Origin of the sequence: Sphingomonas phyllosphaerae, assembly GCF_029623345.1 — a bacterium.
In the GTDB taxonomy this organism is placed as follows: domain Bacteria; phylum Pseudomonadota; class Alphaproteobacteria; order Sphingomonadales; family Sphingomonadaceae; genus Sphingomonas; species Sphingomonas phyllosphaerae_C.
In genome coordinates, this window is the sequence record NZ_JAPYKH010000010.1 from 18811 (window position 1) to 36815 (window position 18005).

Consider the following 18005-nt stretch of genomic DNA (forward strand, 5'->3'; position numbering starts at 1 on the left):
TAGATGTTGATGTCGCGTCGCCACTTTCATCGTCTTGCGGTCAGCACCAGCGCCGCCGCCACGCTTGGCATGTTCGGCCGCGGGGCCGCGTTCGGCGCCACCACGGGCGGCTATCGCGCGATGGTCGGCGTGTTCCTGTTCGGCGGCAACGACGGCTGGAACATGGTCGTCCCCACCGACCCGGCGACCTACGACGCCTATCTCCAGTCGCGCGGCACGGTCGCGCTGGCACCCGGCGCGATCGCGCCGCTGTCGGGCGTGTCGTACGGTCTGCACAAGTCGATGGCGCGGCTGAGCGAGCTGTGGGATCGCGGCGCAATGTCGGTGGTGCTCAACACCGGCACGCTCGCGGCGCCGCTGGACAAGGCGACCTATACGTCGCGCCCGGACCTGCGCCCAACCAATCTGATGAGCCACGCCGACGAGCAGGAGCATTGGCAGTGTCTGCGCCCGCAGAGCACCAGCCTCGACGGGTTCATGGGTCGGCTCAACGACCGCCTCGCCGCCGGCACGGTACCGCCGCTGATGTCGTTCGCGGGCAACAATCTCGCGCTGATCGGCCAGACCTCGCGCCCGTTGGTGGTGCCGGCGACGGGCGCACTGACGCGGCTCACCTCGGGTCAGAGCAGCATCGACACCGCAGTGGCGAGCTTCGCCGACGGCAGCGGCCTCGGCACGCTGAGCGAGTCGACCGGCGCCACCTATTCGGACGGCTATGCGATGATGGGGGCGACCGCTTCGCTGTTGGGGCAGACGAGCAGCGTCGACGGCTATTTCGTCGATCCCGACACCGGCGCCGCGCTCACCACCGACATCGCCAATCAGCTCAAGCGCGTCGCGCGCATGATCGAGGGCCGTGGGACACTGGGCCACGCGCGGCAGACCTTCTTTGTCTCCCAGGGCGGCTATGACACGCATGACAATCAGGTCACCGCGGGAGACACCGGCAGCGGCCGCCACGCCGGTCTGCTCAAGGATCTCGCGCTCGCGCTCTACGCTTTCTACAACGCAATGCAGGGGCTTGCGCTGCAGGATCAGGTGACTGCCTTCACGATGAGCGACTTCGGCCGCACATATAAGGGCAATGCGCAGCTCGGCTGCGATCACGCCTGGGGCAGCAATCACCTGGTGATCGGCGGCGGCGTGGCGCAGCGCGGCGTGTTCGGCCGTTATCCCGACCCGACCCTCGGCGGCAGCGACGACATCAGCTGGGAGGGTCGCTTCCTGCCGACCACGTCGCAGGAGGAATATATCGGCGCGATCCTGCGCTGGCACGGCGTCAGCGACGCCGACATGCCCTATGTCGTGCCGAACTGGGCGACGTGGTCTAACAACGGGCGCGCGCCGCTAGCGCTATTCACCTGAGCGGCGCGCCTGCGCGCCGGCGCGTCGCAGGCCGCGGCGCGCAGCGCGCGCGGCGAACCCGAGCAGGCGGAGCGGCCGCGCGGCGAGATAGGCGCGTCCCTCGCGCGTGCGTGCGACCGCGCCGATCAGGTCGCGATTGTCCCACAGCATCCACATGACCGAGTAGAAAGACCAGTCGTCATACAGCCGCCGTAGCATCGCCGGACGGTCGCGCAGGACCGCCATCGCCTCATTCGCGGCGGTGATCCGGTCGACGACATAGCCCGCCGATTTGCGCGAGTTGGTCAGCGATCCGTCGCGGACACGCTGGCGGTACAGCAGTTCGGGCACCGCGACGATCAGCCGCGCCGACAAGATCACCTTGAGCGTGAACAGATGGTCTTCGTGCGCGCCGCGATCGGTGAAAGCGGCACCGCTGCGCGCGAGCAGCTCGCGGCGCGCGACATAGGTCCACACCGCTGCGGTATACATCCGCTGACGAAAATGGTGCGCCAGCAGCTCCCCACCGTCCGCGTACGTTCGGGCTTGCGCGTAGGCTACCTTGGGCGCGACCGGGACGAGCCGGCCGTCGCGCTCGGTCACCATGTCGGACGAGAAGAACAACAGGTCCATCGCGGGGTGTCGCGCGTGCTCGCGGCGCAACGTCGCGACAAAGCCCGCGTCCAACAGGTCGTCACTGTCGCAGAAGAACACGAAGTCGCCGCGCGCCAGACCGAGACCGAGCGCGCGTGCCCGCGCCGCGCCCGCGTTGGGGGTTTGCTCTAGCACGATCTGCGCGCCGCGCGGGCTGCGCGCGACGAAGGTGCGGATCCGCGCCGCGGTGTCGTCGACCGACCCGTCGTCGACCAACACCAACTCGTCTGAGTCACCCATCTGCGCGGTGATGCTCGCGAGCAGCTCATCGATCGCCGGTCCGACGTTGTAGCAAGGCACGACGACCGACAGAAAGATCGGCGAAGCGCTCACGACGCGCGCATTGCCCGGCTCGCATGGCCGCCGAGCTTCGCACTGAGCCCGTTGGCGGCGAGCAGCACGAAGTCGCGCACCAGCGCGAAAGGGGAGAACCACATCCCCAGCGCATAGGCCAGCGCCCCGACGACGACCGCCAGCGCAAGGTTGGCGGCGGGCCACTGCATCGGCGCCAGCATCACCACCGCGCCGGCACCGACGAAGATCGGCAGCGTCTGCGCGAATGGGATCATCACGTTGACGAGATACTGCCGTCCCACCCCGACGACACAGGCTCGCACCAGGAAGAAATAGGAAGCGATGGTGTTGAGCAGTTGCACGATCAGGAAGCTGCTGGCGATGCCGACGATGCCGTAGCGTTGCCCGAGCACGATCGCCAGCGCGATGCCGATCAGCAGCTTCGCCACGCCCATGCGCACGTTGAGATGCATCTTCGCCTTGACCAGCAGCAACGAGATCACCGGCGGATCGATGCTGCGCACCATGCCGACCAGGCACAGAATCTTCACCAGCACCGCAATGAATTGCCATTCCGGCTTGAAGAATACCTGCACCACGAGGCTGCTGCAGACGAACATGCCGGCCAGCAGCGGCAGGTTCACCAGCATGCCGTAGCTAGTCACCAGCAGAAAATTACGCGTCAATTTAGACTCGTCGTTCTGGATTTTCGCGAAGGCCGGGAACAATGCCTGCACCAGAACTGGCTTGAGCCGCTCGATCAGGTTGATGCTGATGCCATAGGAAATGTTGTAGCCACCGATCGCGGTGAGGCTGACCATTCGCGCCATCAGCGCGGGATAGGTGTTCACACTGACCACGTTGATCAACGAGTCGAGCACCAACTGGACCGAGTAGCGGATATGGGGCCGCGCCGCCGGCCAGGAGAAAGTGAAGGACGGGCGGCGTTCGCGCAAGCTGTGCGCGAAGAAGATCACGCAGCCCAGCGTCGTGCTAACGAAGAAGGCGACGGATGCGACCCACGCCTTCTTGAAGATGACCGCGAGCGCAATCACCAGCGCGCAATTGGTAAGCAGCGTGATGATCGACACGATCGCGACAAAATCGAAGCGCAGCTCGCGCGACAGGATCGCGCGCTGCTGCTGACCGAACGGCACGAACAGGAATACCAGCGACATGATCTGAAGCTGCGTGGTCAGCTCGGGCGATTTGAAGAAGTGGCTCAGCAGCGGGCTGCTGACGAAGGCTACGACGAACGTGACTAGGCCAAGCCCGATGTTGATGGTGTAGAGAGAGGAGAGCTCAAGCTCGGTGATGTGACCGTGGCGGATGATCGAGTTAGAGATGCCAAAATCGATGAAGATGTTGAAGAACGTGATGATCATCAGGGCGAGGCTGATGACCCCATATTCGTGCGGGGGCAAAATCCGCGCCAGCAGCCACAGCTGCAGGAGCCCCACGAAGGCGCCGATCGCGGTGGACACGAAGTTCCACTTTACCGCCTTCATCGTCTTGGCTTTAAGTTCCACCGCCCAGGCCTATCCGAGAGACAATATCGAGCGCGCAACGCCGCGAAGGCGAGCGCGGACGGTCCCATAGCATTCCTTCCTGCCAAAGCGGGTAGGATTTTTGATGCACTGCACCATCGCGCGACGTCCGCGCCGTTCCTAGGCGCGTAGCAGCGGACGCAGTTCGGGGAAACGCTCCAGCAACGCGGCAAATTGCGCGTCATTGCCGGACTCGTGAAAATTGTAGCTGTTGAGCGCGCTCTCCTGCGACGCCGGCCATTCCACCACCGGCATACGATGAGCCACCCGACGCCTCGGCGTACCATTGCGTACCGCCATGGCAAAGAACCAGATGTCGTCCGCGCGGGGGCAGAGCGCGAGGTACGATTCGGCGTCGAGCACGTCCCCGTGCAGCGCACCCGGCGGGTAGAGGATCCCCGACACGCCGGTCAGGAACAGCAACCGGCCAGGACCGACGTCGGCCGTGGCGTCGGTATCGAACGTCCAGTCCTCATACGCCGCGGGCTGCCCGGCGGCACCGAAATGGGCGACGTGGCCGCGATAGCCGATCACCGCACCGGGGTGAGCACCGGCGGCATCGACCAGCCGCTCGAGCCAGCGCGGCTCATAATAGACGTCGTCGTCGGTCGTAACGATCGTCGCATCGGGGAAGGCGGCGAGCGCGGGCAGAAGCTTCTTGGCCGATCGCAGGTCCGCGCACTCCCGGATTTCCAGCCCATGCTCGACGAGCGCGAGTACGTCGGCGGGCAGCGCGGCTCGGTCGGCCGTGGTCAGCCACAGCACGAGACGGTCGGGGCGGACATTCTGATCCAGCAGGCTGCGCAGCGTCCGCGCCAAGGTGGCGTAGCGCTTGGGATAGGAGGTCAGCGACACCACCAGCGGCGTCGCCAGGCCATGGGCTCGTCGCTCGCTCACCGCGGGGAAGGCATCGGTCGCCGCGATCGCGGCGGCGAGCCGGCGGCGTTCCTCGCGTGGCCCGGCGACATCGAACAGGCGCTTGAGCCGGCCGAGCCAGCGATAGCCGCGGGGAAAGGTCGACCGTAATGCACGCTTCAGCTTCAATGCCGGCAACCTCCTGGTGCACGCTCGCGCCGCATGGCGGTACGTCGGCGTCGCGTGTCGGCGTACAGGCCGCTTCGCTGCAGCGCAACATACCGCACGGTCACGCGGGGGCCTTGGCCGCGATCGCGTCCGTGAAGACGTCGCGATAGGCCGCGACCACGGCCTCCTCCGAGAAGGCTGCGAGCAGATCGGGACGCCCGACCCCGCCCTGGCGCCAGTCGTCGCGCTCGTCGATCGCGATCATCATCGCGGCGGCGAGCGCCGCGCTGTCATAGGCAGGATAGACCGCCGAGCGCCGCGGCAGGTCGGCGATCTCGGGGATGCCGCCCGAGTCTGCCGCGATCACGTTGCGGCCGAACTTGGTCGCCTCGATCAGCGTGCGCGTCAGCGGCTCCGGCCAGATCGAAGAGATCAGCGCGACGTCGATCGACTCGTAGAAGGCGGCCGAGTCGGCGAAGCCGAGCCACTCGATCCGCGTGTCGGGATAGCGCCGTTGCAGCTCCTCGACATAGCTCGGCAGCCCCACGCCGGCGACACGCAGGCGCCAGTCCGCGCGCTCGAGCCGGGCGCAGGCGTCGAGCACCACCTCGATGCCTTTGCCCGATTCGACCCGGCCGATATAGCCGAAGGTCAGCGGCCCTTCGCGCGGCGGCGCGTCGTCGCGCTGCGGATCGGGAATAATGTTGAAGATGCGACGCCCGGGCACGCCCTGGAAGAAGCCGAACTCGCGGTGCTTGGCGTCGACGAATTGGCTGATCGAAACGAGCTCGGTCACCTGGCGCGACGCCTTCTTGCTGGGAAAGGTCAGCAGTCGGCATTCGGCGCACCGCTTCGTGCAGGTCTTGTCGTGCTGGAAAAGTGAGGTGCGCACGCAGACCACGGCATAGTCGCGCAGCGTCTGAACGATCGGAATGCCGCGCCGCGACGCCTCGGACCAGACCGCGTTACTGAAGCCGGTCAGCACGTTGCAGTGGATCACGTCGGGTTGCACCTGATCCATCAGCGCGCCCACGCGCCGCGCCGCGCGGCGGTTCCAACTGTTGCGCAGGTGCCAGCGGAAGCCTTCGATCGCCGAGCGGTCGATCACCACCTTGCCATAGGGCCAATAGATGTTGTCGAGGGGGAAACGATGGATCTCCACGCCCGTGGCGAGGCGCTCGGAACTGGGCGCCGCGATGTCGTCGAGCGTTGCCACGGTGACCCGGTCACCTGCGCGCGCCAGCCCCTCGGCCAGCAACGATACTGACTTCTCGGCACCACCGATCCGGTGAGGCGGGTAGAGAGCGTTCACGATCAGGATGTTCACAGATGCCACCGCGGAGCCAAATGTGGTTGGGAGAGCGCCACTTGCGCCGAGCGGAGATACGCCCGACGCGGCATTAAGCAGCGGCCCGCGGTGACGCAAGCGCCGCGCTTGCCGCGAGTCACTCAGTCGGAGCGACCGGTGCGCCCGCCCCGACCGCCGCGTCGTAGCGCCCCGCACGCCCCGCGTCGCCGCCGCCCCGATCTGCGGCGGAACAGGCAATCGAGCGACTACGGCACTCGTACGATGCCGCCCCGCACCGCGGTCCGCCGGGCCAACGCGTCGAGCAGCACGGGCGGGTAGGGACCGACGACGACCGGCGCCTCCGGCGGGGTCACGTCGGCGCCGCGCAGGAGGCCGGCGCGCTGCACGTCGGCCTGCGCGTCGTGGAACGGCCGACGCAGCACATAGGCGCGCGCGTCCGCGGGCAGCGCGAGTCGCCCGTCGCGCGCCGGCACGGGCACGGCGAGCCCGCGACCCCAGCTGTCGAGCTGCGGCCCGGGCGCGACCAGCGGCACCACCGCGAAGGGGCAGGCTGGGCGGTGCAGCTGGACGCGGCACGCCATCTGCGTCGCCACGCCCATCGCCTCGCCGTCGACCAGCAGCGCCGCGCCGGGGTCGGCGGCGACCCGGGTCACCACCGCGCGCCAGTCCTCCCTGGGCAGATGCGGGCGGGTGAGCGCGACGCTCACCCCGAGCGCGAGCGCGAGCCCGACCAGCGCCGCGGCATAGGGACGCCCGCGCAGCGTGCCGACGCCGCGCGCCGCGAGCACCAGCGGGAACAGCGACAGCCACAGGATGGTGCGGTCGAGGAAGATCGGCTGCTTGAGGTTGAGGACGAGGAACAGCGCGGTGCCGACCGCGAGGCACGCGAGCGTCAGCCGCGTCACCGCCTCGCCGCGCCCGCGCCACGCCCCCAGCGCGACGAAGCCCGCGACCAGCAGCGGCGCGGGCAGCTGGAGCGCGCTGATCTGGCGCGATTGCAACAGCGTGGCGCCGTAGACGAGCGCGCTCTTGCTCACCCCCAAGCCCTGCATCCAGCCGAGATTGCCGTTGGGCTGGGTGAGCTGCCGGAAGGTGATGTACAGCCACCAGGAGGAGGCCAGCACGATGACGCCGCCGGCGACCGCGAGCGCGATCCACAGCCGGCCTCGGAAAGGCCGGAAGCGCGCATCGACCAGCATCAGCGCGAGCGTCGCGGTGGCGGGCCAGATCACGCCAGTGGTGTGCAGGTAGATCCCCGCGACCGCGCCTGCGACGTACAGCAGCCAGCCGATGGCGCGGGCGCGCGACGTGGCCGCCAGAACGATCTGCACCAGCCCGGCGAAGGACACCGCCACCGCGAGGTAGAGGAAGATATAGGCGCGGACCTGGTGCGAGAAATACAGCTGCTGCGGCGATAGCGCGAGCAACAGCGCCGCTGCCACCGCGGCACGGCGGCCGTAGGCGCGCGCCATCGCGGCGTAGATCACCCCGATCGCGGCGAGGCTGGCGGCGATGCCGGGCACGCGCAGCCCGGCGTCGCTCAGCTCGGTGCCCTGGATCCACCAGCGCAGCAAGGTGTAGAACAGCGGCGGGTTGGTCTCGCGCAGCATCCACGCGCTCCACAGCCGCTCGGTCGGCTGCAACGCGAAGAAGACAGAGGCGAGCTCGTCGAACCATAGCGAGTAATCGGAGAAGGCGAGCCGCAGCATCCCCGCCACGAGCACCGCCGCGGACAGCGCCGCGAGCCCGATCCGCGATTCGAGTCCCGAGCCCGGCCAGCGCCGCGCGGTGTCGCTCCGCTCCATCACGTCCCCTCTCCCCGCGCGAGCGCGCGGCGCGTTCAGCCGCGCTTGCGCCAGGTGAAGATCGACGACATCGCGTAGTTCCACACCGTGGTCACCGCGATCCCGGCGAGCGCCGACACAATCAGGTAATTCTGCCGCTGGTACAGGTAGTGCGCGATCCCGACATTGGCGAGGAAGCCGATGCCGCACACCAGGTTGAAGGTCAGCCAGCCCCACCACAGCCTCCGTCCGGTCAGCCGCTGGTCGCGGTAGGTCAGCAGGTTGTTGAGCAGGAAGTTGCTGGTGGTGGCGACCAGCGTGGCGGCGCCCTGCGCGATCGCGAACGACCGCCCCTGATGCGCCGCGCCGTCGCCGAAGGTGAGCAGCGATTCCAGCACGATCGTCAGCACCAGGAAGTGGACGAACACGCCCGACCCGCCGACCATCGCGAAGCTGATGAAGCGCACCGGTACATAGCGCCCGAACATCTTGTCGAGCAGCAGCTGGAGGTATTCCCACAGCACCAGGCTGTCGAGCTTGCTCTCGCCGTGCTGGCGCGTGCGAAAGGTATAGGGCACCTCCGCGACGCGCAGTGGCTCGGGGGTCGAGGCGGCGATGTCGAGCAGGATTTTGAAACCCACGGTCGAGAGGTTGGGCAGCGCCGCCATGAAGGCGTCACGGCGCAGCATGAAGAAGCCGCTCATCGGGTCGGTGATCGGCGCGCGCGTCAGTCGACCGGCGAGCCGCGTGGCGAAGCGGCTCATCGCCGCGCGGCGGCGGTCCCACTCGCCCACTCCACCACCGGCGACGTAGCGGCTGCCGACCACGACGTCGACGTCGCCCTGCGTGATGCGGCGGAACATGTCGGTGAGCACGCGCTCGTCATGCTGCATGTCGCCGTCCATCACCGCCACGTACGGTGCGGCGGTGGCGAGGATGCCCTCGATACAGGCGGTCGACAGGCCACGCCGGCCGAAGCGCTGCACGACCCGCACGCGCGGGTCGGCCAGAGCGAGATCGCGCGCTTGGTCGGCGGTGCGGTCGGGCGAGTTGTCGTCGACGAACACCACCTCCCAGCGCACGCCCGCCAGCGCGGCGTCGAGCGCGGCGACGAGCAGCGGCACGTTGCGCGATTCATTGTACACCGGCACCACGATGGCGAGCTCGGCGGGCAACACGCGCCCCGGCGCCGCCTCGTGCAGGGTAGGCCGGTCCATTCTGTCTCCCGTGTCGATCATCGTGACACCGCGTCGGTCGCGCTCGGCTGCGGATCGACCCGCACCGACAGCGCCGGGTCCCACACGGTGTAAGTCTTGCCCATGAACACCGACTCGATCACGCCGACGCCGACCCCATAGAGGCTCAGCACCGCCGAGGAGGCGAGCGACAGCGGCTTGGCCTGGGTCTTCTCGCCGATTACGAGCAGCACCGCCGCGAGCAGCGCCAGCGCGCCCGTGACCGCCCAGCCGGCGGCCAGCGCGAAGCCGAGCGCCGCGCACAGCGCCGCGCCCGCGACGAAGAAGGGCATCAGCCACTTCATGGGGCGGTGCGACACATAAGCGTAGAGCGGCAGGAAGCGCATGCGGCGCAGCTGCGGCCACATCGCGCGATGCACGTTGAGCGCCTGGCACGCGATCCGCTGCTTGCGCCGCTTCTCCTCGTTGGCGCCGGTGGCGCTGCGCTCATACACCTCGACGTCGTCGGCGCTGACGATGCGCTTGCCCGCGATCAGGATGGTGAGGCTGAGGAACAGATCGTCGATCAGATGCGGCGGCGGCGCGCGATGCAGCGCGCGGCGCATCATGAACATCGCGCCGTCGCAGCCGATCAGGCCCATGCGGTCGCTCTCGATCCGCTTGATCTGCTCCTCGCGCTGCCAATAGCCCGAGCCGAGCGCGGCGGTCGCCGTCTCGTCCGAATTGGAGTAGATCAATCGTGCGGTGGCGCAGCCGACGCTGGGATCCGCGAGCCAGCGCGCCAGCCGGATCGCGACGTCGACCTGACTCTCCACGTTGGCGTCGGTGAACAGGATATAGTCGCTGCGGCTGCGCGCCACGAGAAGGTTCATCCCGAAGGTCTTGCCGGCGCGCTCGGCGCCTACCACCAGGTCGATCCGGTCGGCGTAGCGCTCCAGGATCGCGACCGTGCCGTCCTGCGGCGAGTCGGCATAGACGTGGATCGTCGCCGGACCATAAGCCGCGGCGACCTCGATCAACCGCTCCACCTTGGCGGCGATCACGTCCTGCTCGTTATAGGCGCTCATGCAGATCGCGAGCGACGGCGGCGGCGCACCCAGCGTCGTCGCCGGCGCCGCTGGACGCGCGCGCACGAAGAGACGCAGGCTGAGCGGATAGGTCAGCAGCGGATGGACCGCGCATGCCAACAACACTGCGGCCGCCACCATCGCGAGAACGATCGACGTATCTATTGGAAGTCGCCCCGACTAATGCCCGCGTACACTGGCCCCTGAGCGCTTAGAGTGTGGCGAGACGTTACCTGATGCAACGGAAAAACCAGGACTTACCATGTCAGAACAGGACATCATGCTGCGCCGCACCATATTGACGGCGCGTCATCTTCACTGGTAGGTATCAACGCCGTTAACCGGGGAGCAGTGTCGGTGCGTATCACAGCCTGTTGGGGTCTGATCCTGCTTGCCAATGCGGGCCTAGCGGGGGCGCAGAACGCGCCCGCGCCCGCCGCGGCGACGAGTGTGCCCGTCTATCTGCTCGGGCCGGGCGACAAGGTGCAGATCGCGGTCTACGGCGAGCAGGAGCTCACCGGCGAGCAGCTGGTCGGCCCCGACGGTAGCGTGACGCTGCCGCTGATCGGCCGCGTGATGGCGAAGGGCCGCTCGGCCAACCAGGTCTCCGAGGACATTCGCGCTCGGCTCGCCGATGGGTTCGTGCAGAACCCGAGCGTGGCGGTGACGATCGTCAACTATCGCCCCTTCTATATTCTCGGTGAGGTCAACACGCCTGGCCAGTATGAATATGCGCAGGGCATGACCGTCCTGTCCGCGGTCGCCCGCGCCGGCGGCTTCACCTATCGCGCCAAGAAGGGCGAGGTGTTCGTCAAGCGCGAGGGCGATCCGCAGGAATATCGCGTCCGCGTCACCAACGACCTGCTGATCCAGCCCGGCGACACGATCAGAGTCGGCGAGCGCTACTTCTGATGCGCCGCGCTCTCTCGCGCGCGCGTCGGTCCGCGGCGGCGAACGCCCCGCTGGTCGGCGCGCTGCTCGCGGCGGGTGCGGCATGGCCGGTTGCCGCCGACGCGCAGGTCTTCGGTCAGTTGCTCGACTCCGAGATTCCGCTGACCACACAGACCGGACGCAATCAGGGCGTGCTCGAGCGGCAGAAGCCCGAGCTCTCGCCGATCGGCCTGCCGCTCGGCAGTTTCCGTCTCTACCCCGACGTAAGCGCCGGCATCGGCCTCACCACCAACGTGGTCGGCGCCTCGGCGAACCCGCGCTCGGACACGTTCGCGGTCGTGACGCCGCAATTGACGCTCCGCAGCGATTGGGGCCGGCATGAGCTGCGCGGCGTGGTAAACTACACGGGCGTGCGGTATCGCTGGACTTCCCCGCGCGACGAGGACGGTTTCCTCGCCGAGCTGAACGGGCGGCTCGACATCTACGGCGACAGCCAGGTCAGCGGCGCTGCCTCATATCGTCGCACCTATGAGAGCCAGCAGGAGGCGAACTTCCCGGTGAACGGCGCCGGCTCTGTCGCGGTCGATCAGGCCCGTGGCATGTTGCGTGCAGCGTTGGTAACCAACCGCCTACGCTGGACCTTCAGCGGCGACTTCAACAACTTCCGTTACAACGACACGGTCAGTACCACCGGCACGCGGCTCGACCTCTCGTTCCGCGACCGCGACGTCTACCGCGGCACCGTGCGCGCCGAGTATCAGCTCAGCCCGGACAATTCGATCTTCGCGCAAGGCACCTACCGGCGCACCGATTACGTGACGACCAACCCGCTCGACGATCGCACCAGCAGCGAATGGCGCGGCGGCGCGGGTGCGATCGCGGACGTCAGCGAGCTGCTGCGCGTCGCGGGCGGCGTCGGCTATTTCCGTCGTACCTATGCCAGCCCGGTCTTCGTGCCGATCGGCGGCATCGCGATCGATCTCCGCGCCGATTACTACTTATCGCCGCTGACCACGATCTCGGCCGTCGTCTCGCGTCAGCCCGAGGAAGCCGCGATCCGCGGGTCGCCGGGCTATATCGCCAGCCGGGCCGGGGCGCGGGTCAACCACGAGTTGCTCCGCAATCTTATCCCTTATCTCGGGCTGGATTACTTCACCGGCGACTTCAAGAACATCGATCGCAAGGACACCGGCGTCATCGCGGTCGGTGGCTTCGATTACACGCTCAATCGCCGGTGGGTGTTGAGCCTCGACGCCAATTACAGCTCGCGTCAGAGCTCGGGGGCGCAGCGCGGACCGGGGATCAACGAATTCCGCGCGCTCACCAGCATGAAATTCAGGATTTGACCCAGGGCGATGTCACCATCAGTCCCAGCCAGCGCAGGTAGTTTATGAATCAGGAGACAATCCGAGACCCTGGACCGCAGGATCTCGCTGGGCTGTTCTCGCGTTTGAAGCGGCACCTGCCACTCAGCGTCGCGATCGTCGCCGCCATGCTGGTTTTGGCCTATGTCGGCACCAAGCTGATGTCGCCCAAGTATACGGCCACGACTCAGCTGCAATATGCGCCGGCCGCGACGCTGGCACGCGATGCTGGCGCGCAGGCGCAGCGCTCGCTGACCGACCAGGAGCGTGACGCGGCGATCAGCGCGCAGCTGCAGATCGTCAACTCGCTGCCGGTCGCCAAGCAGGTGCTGCGCGACAAGGCCGTGCTGAACAACGCGCGCCTTCGCGAGGTGGCCAAGTCGATGGACCCGAGCGGCCAGTCTGTCGACGCGCTCGCCTCCGCGCTGCTCGCCAATGTCACGGCCACCCGCGTCGGTCAGACCCCGCTGTTCACGGTCAGCTACACCGATGCCAACCCGCTCGACGCGGCGCGCATCGCCAACGCTTTCTCGCGCGCCTACCTCACGGTGCAGGCGCAGCAGAAGGCCGGCACCGAGGACGGCGGCAAGACCGACCTTAACAAGCAGCTCGAGCTGCTCGGCCAGCGCGCGCGCCAGGCCGATGCCGCGGTGGCGGCGTATCGCCTGCGCAACAACATCGTCGTCGACCCGACGTCGAGCGGGCAGGGGGATGCGCTCACCGACATGAACAACTCGCTCGCCGGCGCGCGCGGCGAGGCAGCGCAGGCCGCGGTGCGCGGCCAGGCGAGCGGCAGCACGGTGATCTCGGGCGGCGTAGACACCAGCGCGCTGTCGAGTCTGCGCCAGCAGCGCGCCGAGGCGGCGCGCGACCTCGCCGGGCTGAGCGCCCGCTATGGCGACCGCAACCCGCAGGTGATCGATGCGCGTCAACGCGTCGCCGAGCTCGACAAATCGGTCGATCGCGAGATGTCGAGCGTGTCGCGCAGCGTCCGGGCCGAGTCCGACGCGGCACGCGCGCGCGCGGCCTCGATCGAGTCCAGCCTCGCGCAGACACAGGGTCGCCTCGCGTCGAACGTCCGCGCCGGCGTCGAACTGGCCGAGCTGCAGCGCCAGGCCGATGCCGCGCGCCAGCTCTACTCGAACCTGCTCGCCACGGTCGGCCAGCAGACCACCAACCTCGCGATCGTCCAACCGGACGCGCAGATCGTTGTGGAGGCGGTGCCGCCGCTCAACCCCTCGTCGCCGCGGCTGCTGATCAACCTGCTGGTCGGCTTCGCGCTGGGTGCCGCGCTAGCCCTGGCGCTGGCCTATCTGCGTGAGCGCTGGTCGCAGACGATCAACACGATCGACGACATCCAGCGCCTGCTCGGCGTCGACTTCCTCAACTCGATCCCGACGCTCACCTCGGCGATCGACAAGCCGCGGACGAAGGACCCGGCCGAAGCGGTGATCCTGCATCCGATGTCGTCCTACGCCGAGGCGTTCCGCAGCCTGGCGACCACGCTGATCTTCGACGCGCGCGAGGCGCAGACCGAGGGCGGCCGCGTTATCGCCGTCACGTCCGCGCTGCCGCGCGAGGGCAAGACCACGACCACGACCTCGATGGCGCGCGTGCTGGCGATGGCCTCGACCAAGGTCGTGATCATCGACGCCGACCTGCGGCGCCGCTCGGTGACCCAGGCGATGTGCCCCGACGCCGCGATCGGCTGGACCAACGCGCTCAACGGCGAGGCGACGCTGCGCGACGTCATGATCACCGACCAGACCGGCGCGATCATCCTGCCGATCACGCCGGGCGCGGAGAAGAGCCAGCGCATCTTCGAGACCGAGGCGTTCAAGGACATGCTCGCCACGCTGCGGCGCGAGTTCGAGGTGATCCTGATCGACACCGCGCCGGTGCTCGCGGTGGTGGACACGCGCACGATGATCCCGCTGGTCGATTCGCTCGCGCTGCTGACACACTGGCGCCGCACCCCGGTGAAGGCGGTGCGCGCCGCGCTCCACCAGATCGAGTCCGTCGGTGGCTCTGTTGCGGGTGTGGCGATGACGATGGTCAACCTCAAGACCCAGGCGCAGTCGGGCTATGGCGACGCGTCGTACTACTACACCGACATGAAGGAATATTACGTCAGCAACTGACGCCAGGCGGCGCCGGCGGAGGCCGGCGCCGCGCGACGTCATCCCGAACTCACTTCGGGATCCACCGTGCCGCATCGCCAGGTGCCGCGGTGCGCGCCGACGGGTGGATCCTGAGACAAGCTCAGGATGACGCCGGCTAGTGTGATCACGGCGACGCTCTTGCCATCCGCAAAGCCCGTATCGCCCGACGAGGAGGACCGACCATCCCGGCGCAACGCCTCGAACGCGCGATGCGCACGCTGGCCGCGCCGCTCGAGCGCCGGGTCGGGGCTGCCGCAGCGCCGCGGCTCTATGCGCTGGTCGATCAGGGCACGTCGGGGCTAGGCAACATCATTGCCTTCGCGCTACTCGGCCGCGCGCTCGCGGTGACCCAGTTCGGCGCGGTCGGCATGATGATCGGGCTGCATTACGTCATCGCCGGCTTCCACCGCTCGGCCGCAGTGCTGCCCTTCACCACTGACCACCGCGCGGACCACGACCCGCGCGCGGCAAACGCCGAGAACAGCGACTGGTGGTGGATCGCGCTCGCGCTCGCGCTGGCATTGTCGGCAGCGACCGCGGCGGTCGGCGGCGTGGTCGCGCTGGCGGCGCGGCGCTGGCCGGAATGCGGCTGGGCGGTCGAGCCCTTGCTGCTCACCGCGTTGATCTCGCCCGCCATGCTGGCATGGGAGTTCGCACGCCGCTGGCTCTACAAGATCGATCGCGCCGACATGGTGGCATTGTGCGCCACCGCCTACTTTCTCGTCCTCGCGCTTGCCGCGCTGATGGCGGGTCGGCTCGGCCTGGGTGCGCCGGGCGGCGCGCTCGCCTGGGTGCTCGCCAGCCTCGCCGCGCTCGCGCTGGCGCTGCCGGGGCTCGCCCCCGCCCGCGCCGACGGCGCTGGGGTGCGAACGCTGGTGCGCCGCCACCGCGCCGAGTCGGGCTGGCTGGCGGCGACCAACCTACCCTATTCGGTCTACAGCACCGCCTCGATCGTGGTGGTGATCGGCGTGCTGGTCGGCCCCGTCGCCGCTGCGCTGTTCACCGCGGCGCGCACGCTGACCAATCCGGCGATGAGCATCGTCTCGGCGATCGACTCGATCGACAAGCCGCGCGCCGCGCGCGCCTTTGCCGCGGAGGGGATGACAGGCCTGGCACGCGTGGTGCGGCGCTCGCGGCTGACCATCGCGGTCGCGACCGGCCTGTATCTCGCGCTTATCGCCATTTTCGCCGCGCCCGTGGTCGCGCTCGTCTTCCACGGACAATATGACGGCTCGGCCGCCAACGTCCGGCTGCTCGCGCTCGGCTTCTTCCTGTTCGGGCTCAACCTGCCCTCGGAGACGCTGCTGATCGTGCGCCGCGCCGGGCGGACGATGCTGGTGATCCGCTGCGTCACCGCGGCACTGACCATCCTCGGCCTGTGGCTCGGCGGCCGCCACGGCGTGGCGGGCATGGCGATCGCCTTCGCGATCACCCAGGCGATCAACCTGCTGCTGCTGCGCGCTGCCGAGGCGCGCCACGCGCGAGGGACCCAGCTATGACCGACATCCGCCACTCGATCGCGATCCTCACCTATGCGCGCGAGCCGATCCTCGCCGAAGTGATCGAGCGGCTCGCCCAGCATCTCGCCGGGCGATCCGACTATGAGCTGATCGTGATCGACAACAATGTCGAGCGGATCGACCGCGCCGCGCAGCTCGCCCCCTTCGCACACGCGGTGCATCTGTGGGACGGGGTCAACAAGGGCGTGGTCGCGCGCAACCTAGCGTTCGAGCGCGCGCGCGGCGAGATCGTCGTGCTGCTCGACGACGACGTGTTCGTCGAAACGCCTGACTTCCTCGACCGCTTCGGCGCGCTGTTCGACGCGACGCCGCGGCTTGGCGCAGTCACGATCCGCAAGCACGTCCGCGGCGAGACCCGCCCGCGCCCCGATTTGATCCCGCATACCGACAAGTCGATCGATCTGACCCAGCCATTCGACACCTTCCGCTTCGTCGGCGGCTGCGTCGCGTTCCGCGCCGCGACGATCGCCGAGACCGGCGGCTTCCTGCCCGATTTCTTCTACGGGCTGGAGGAGATCGAGCTCTCCTACCGCATCATCGATCGCGCGTGGACGATCCGCTACCAGCCCGACATCGTGTGCGAGGAGCTGGAGCACCCCGCCGGACGCAAGCCCAAGCGACAGGTGCAATCGGACCGGCTGACCAACAAGTTCATCATCAGCTATCTGCGCATGCCCTCGCCTTATGTGTGGGTGAACCTGATCGCCTTCCCGCCCTATGCTTATTTCTTCGCGCGCGGTGAAATGGACGTGGTGCGCGCGATGCGCCAGTTCGTGACGTGGCTGCGCCGCCGCGACCGCCCCGCGCGTGCGCCGATCGGCACGGCGGCGCGCCGGTACATCCGCGACTGCGGGGGGCATTTGTGGCGGTGAGGCGGACGCGAGCAGCCCCTGCCCTTCAGGGGAGCGGTTGGTGTGGGGCGCCGCCGCGAGCACCGCGTCCGTGGAGAGCCCCCACCCCCTGTCCCTCCCCTGAGGGGGAGGGGAGCATTGACGTCATCCACCACCCGGAGACCCGCCGATGACCGCGCCCGCGTTCCCGCCGCTCGGCCTTGGCTGCGCCAAGATGGGGTCGTTCAACAATCCCAGCACGCTCGCCGACAGCGTCGCGCTGATCCAGCTCGCGCTCGATCTCGGCGTCACCTTGCTCGACACCGCCAACATCTACGGCCAGGGCGACAGTGAGCGCGCGATCGGGCGTGCGCTGCGCGGCCAGCGCCACCGCGCGCAGGTGGTGACCAAGGCGGGCAACGCCTTTTCCGCCAAGATGCGCCTGATGCGCCCGCTCAAGCCGCTGCTGAGCGCGGTGCTGGCGCGGCGCCAGATGGGCGCGGCGGTGACCGCGCAGCGCAGCGGCGCGATGCGGACCGACTGGAGCGAGGGCGGGCTGCTGCGCGAACTCGACGGCTCGCTGCGGCGGCTGCGCAGCGACCATGTCGACGCCTTCCTGCTCCACAGCCCCGACGCCGCGACGATCGCGCGCGATGAGGCGGTCGGCGCGCTCGCGAAGGCCAAGGCATCGGGCCGCGCGCGGCGCGTCGGCATCGCCTGCGACGATCTCGCGAGCCTCGACGTCGCGCTGGCGAGCGAGGTGACCGAGGTGCTCGAGCTGCCGTGGGACGTGATCGCCGTGATCGCCGACGACTCGCGCGGTGCGGCGATCCGCGCGCGCGGGTTACCGGTGATCGCGCGCGAGGTGCTGCGCTTCCAGCCCGGCGTCGACGCCGCGACGGCGGTGCAGCGCGCGCACGCGTCGCCGCTGGTCACCACCACGCTGATCGGCTCGCGCCAGCCCGAGCGCGTCCGCGCGCTGGCGGCGGCGGTCGGCGACCATCATCAGGGGGACTGAAG

Annotated in this window: 14 protein-coding genes; 7 read left to right on the plus strand and 7 right to left on the minus strand. The window is 68.6% G+C overall.

Annotated features, from left to right (window positions below; translation table 11 throughout):
• Window positions 1-3: 3 nt before the first annotated feature.
• On the plus strand, window positions 4-1365 hold the full coding sequence (locus QBJ89_RS11255) for a DUF1501 domain-containing protein (RefSeq protein WP_277980597.1): 1362 nt from the start codon (window positions 4-6) through the stop codon (window positions 1363-1365).
• Here QBJ89_RS11255 and QBJ89_RS11260 read toward each other — a convergent pair.
• The 7 genes from QBJ89_RS11260 to QBJ89_RS11290 all read right to left on the minus strand — a co-directional run bounded on the left by QBJ89_RS11260 (window position 1354) and on the right by QBJ89_RS11290 (window position 10359).
• The gene (locus tag QBJ89_RS11260; RefSeq protein ID WP_277980598.1) at window positions 1354-2331 is read right to left on the minus strand and encodes a glycosyltransferase family 2 protein; all 978 of its coding nucleotides are present in this window, start codon (window positions 2329-2331) and stop codon (window positions 1354-1356) included. The genes QBJ89_RS11255 and QBJ89_RS11260 overlap by 12 nt on opposite strands.
• A complete protein-coding gene (locus QBJ89_RS11265) occupies window positions 2328-3821 on the minus strand; it encodes an MOP flippase family protein (protein WP_277980599.1) in 1494 nt (497 codons plus the stop codon). Before QBJ89_RS11265 ends, QBJ89_RS11260 begins: the two co-directional genes overlap by 4 nt.
• Window positions 3822-3959: 138 nt before the next feature.
• Entirely contained in the window at window positions 3960-4883 is a 924-nt protein-coding gene (locus QBJ89_RS11270; protein WP_277980600.1) for a glycosyltransferase family A protein, read from the minus strand.
• A gap of 100 nt (window positions 4884-4983) precedes the next feature.
• Window positions 4984-6189, minus strand: coding sequence for a glycosyltransferase (locus tag QBJ89_RS11275; protein WP_277980601.1), 1206 nt, complete (start codon window positions 6187-6189; stop codon window positions 4984-4986).
• A gap of 227 nt (window positions 6190-6416) precedes the next feature.
• Window positions 6417-7976, minus strand: coding sequence for a glycosyltransferase family 39 protein (locus QBJ89_RS11280; protein WP_277980682.1), 1560 nt, complete (start codon window positions 7974-7976; stop codon window positions 6417-6419).
• A gap of 35 nt (window positions 7977-8011) precedes the next feature.
• Window positions 8012-9172: a glycosyltransferase family 2 protein gene (locus tag QBJ89_RS11285; protein WP_277980602.1), complete on the minus strand. Its 1161-nt coding sequence runs from the start codon at window positions 9170-9172 to the stop codon at window positions 8012-8014.
• A 17-nt stretch (window positions 9173-9189) separates the two neighbouring features.
• Window positions 9190-10359 carry a glycosyltransferase gene (locus QBJ89_RS11290; protein ID WP_277980603.1) on the minus strand — a complete coding sequence of 390 codons (1170 nt, stop codon included), beginning with the start codon at window positions 10357-10359 and terminating at the stop codon, window positions 9190-9192.
• Window positions 10360-10575: 216 nt separating this feature from the next.
• Here QBJ89_RS11290 and QBJ89_RS11295 point away from each other — a divergent pair, with 216 nt between their 5' ends.
• From QBJ89_RS11295 to QBJ89_RS11320, 6 genes are all read left to right on the plus strand, one after another.
• Window positions 10576-11130, plus strand: coding sequence for a polysaccharide biosynthesis/export family protein (locus QBJ89_RS11295; RefSeq protein WP_277980604.1), 555 nt, complete (start codon window positions 10576-10578; stop codon window positions 11128-11130).
• Complete coding sequence (locus tag QBJ89_RS11300; RefSeq protein ID WP_277980605.1) at window positions 11130-12455, plus strand: outer membrane beta-barrel protein; 1326 nt, start codon at window positions 11130-11132, stop codon at window positions 12453-12455. The genes QBJ89_RS11295 and QBJ89_RS11300 overlap by 1 nt, the downstream gene beginning before the upstream one ends.
• Before the next feature lie 44 nt (window positions 12456-12499).
• Entirely contained in the window at window positions 12500-14614 is a 2115-nt protein-coding gene (locus QBJ89_RS11305; protein ID WP_277980606.1) for a GumC family protein, read from the plus strand.
• A gap of 230 nt (window positions 14615-14844) precedes the next feature.
• Window positions 14845-16134 carry a hypothetical protein gene (locus QBJ89_RS11310; protein WP_277980607.1) on the plus strand — a complete coding sequence of 430 codons (1290 nt, stop codon included), beginning with the start codon at window positions 14845-14847 and terminating at the stop codon, window positions 16132-16134.
• Window positions 16131-17027 carry a glycosyltransferase family 2 protein gene (locus QBJ89_RS11315; protein WP_277980608.1) on the plus strand — a complete coding sequence of 299 codons (897 nt, stop codon included), beginning with the start codon at window positions 16131-16133 and terminating at the stop codon, window positions 17025-17027. Before QBJ89_RS11310 ends, QBJ89_RS11315 begins: the two co-directional genes overlap by 4 nt.
• A gap of 148 nt (window positions 17028-17175) precedes the next feature.
• Entirely contained in the window at window positions 17176-18003 is an 828-nt protein-coding gene (locus tag QBJ89_RS11320; RefSeq protein WP_277980609.1) for an aldo/keto reductase, read from the plus strand.
• Window positions 18004-18005: the final 2 nt, after the last annotated feature.

Excerpts from the sequence above, each read along its gene's own strand:
- QBJ89_RS11290 (WP_277980603.1), bottom strand. The coding sequence starts at position 10,359 with ATGGTGGCGGCCGCAGTGTTGTTGGCATGCGCGGTCCATCCGCTGCTG.
- QBJ89_RS11320 (WP_277980609.1), top strand. The coding sequence starts at position 17,176 with ATGACCGCGCCCGCGTTCCCGCCGCTCGGCCTTGGCTGCGCCAAGATG.
- QBJ89_RS11300 (WP_277980605.1), top strand. The coding sequence starts at position 11,130 with ATGCGCCGCGCTCTCTCGCGCGCGCGTCGGTCCGCGGCGGCGAACGCC.
- QBJ89_RS11305 (WP_277980606.1), top strand. The coding sequence starts at position 12,500 with ATGAATCAGGAGACAATCCGAGACCCTGGACCGCAGGATCTCGCTGGG.
- QBJ89_RS11280 (WP_277980682.1), bottom strand. The coding sequence starts at position 7,976 with ATGGAGCGGAGCGACACCGCGCGGCGCTGGCCGGGCTCGGGACTCGAA.
- QBJ89_RS11315 (WP_277980608.1), top strand. The coding sequence starts at position 16,131 with ATGACCGACATCCGCCACTCGATCGCGATCCTCACCTATGCGCGCGAG.
- QBJ89_RS11285 (WP_277980602.1), bottom strand. The coding sequence starts at position 9,172 with ATGGACCGGCCTACCCTGCACGAGGCGGCGCCGGGGCGCGTGTTGCCC.
- QBJ89_RS11255 (WP_277980597.1), top strand. The coding sequence starts at position 4 with ATGTTGATGTCGCGTCGCCACTTTCATCGTCTTGCGGTCAGCACCAGC.
- QBJ89_RS11310 (WP_277980607.1), top strand. The coding sequence starts at position 14,845 with ATGCGCACGCTGGCCGCGCCGCTCGAGCGCCGGGTCGGGGCTGCCGCA.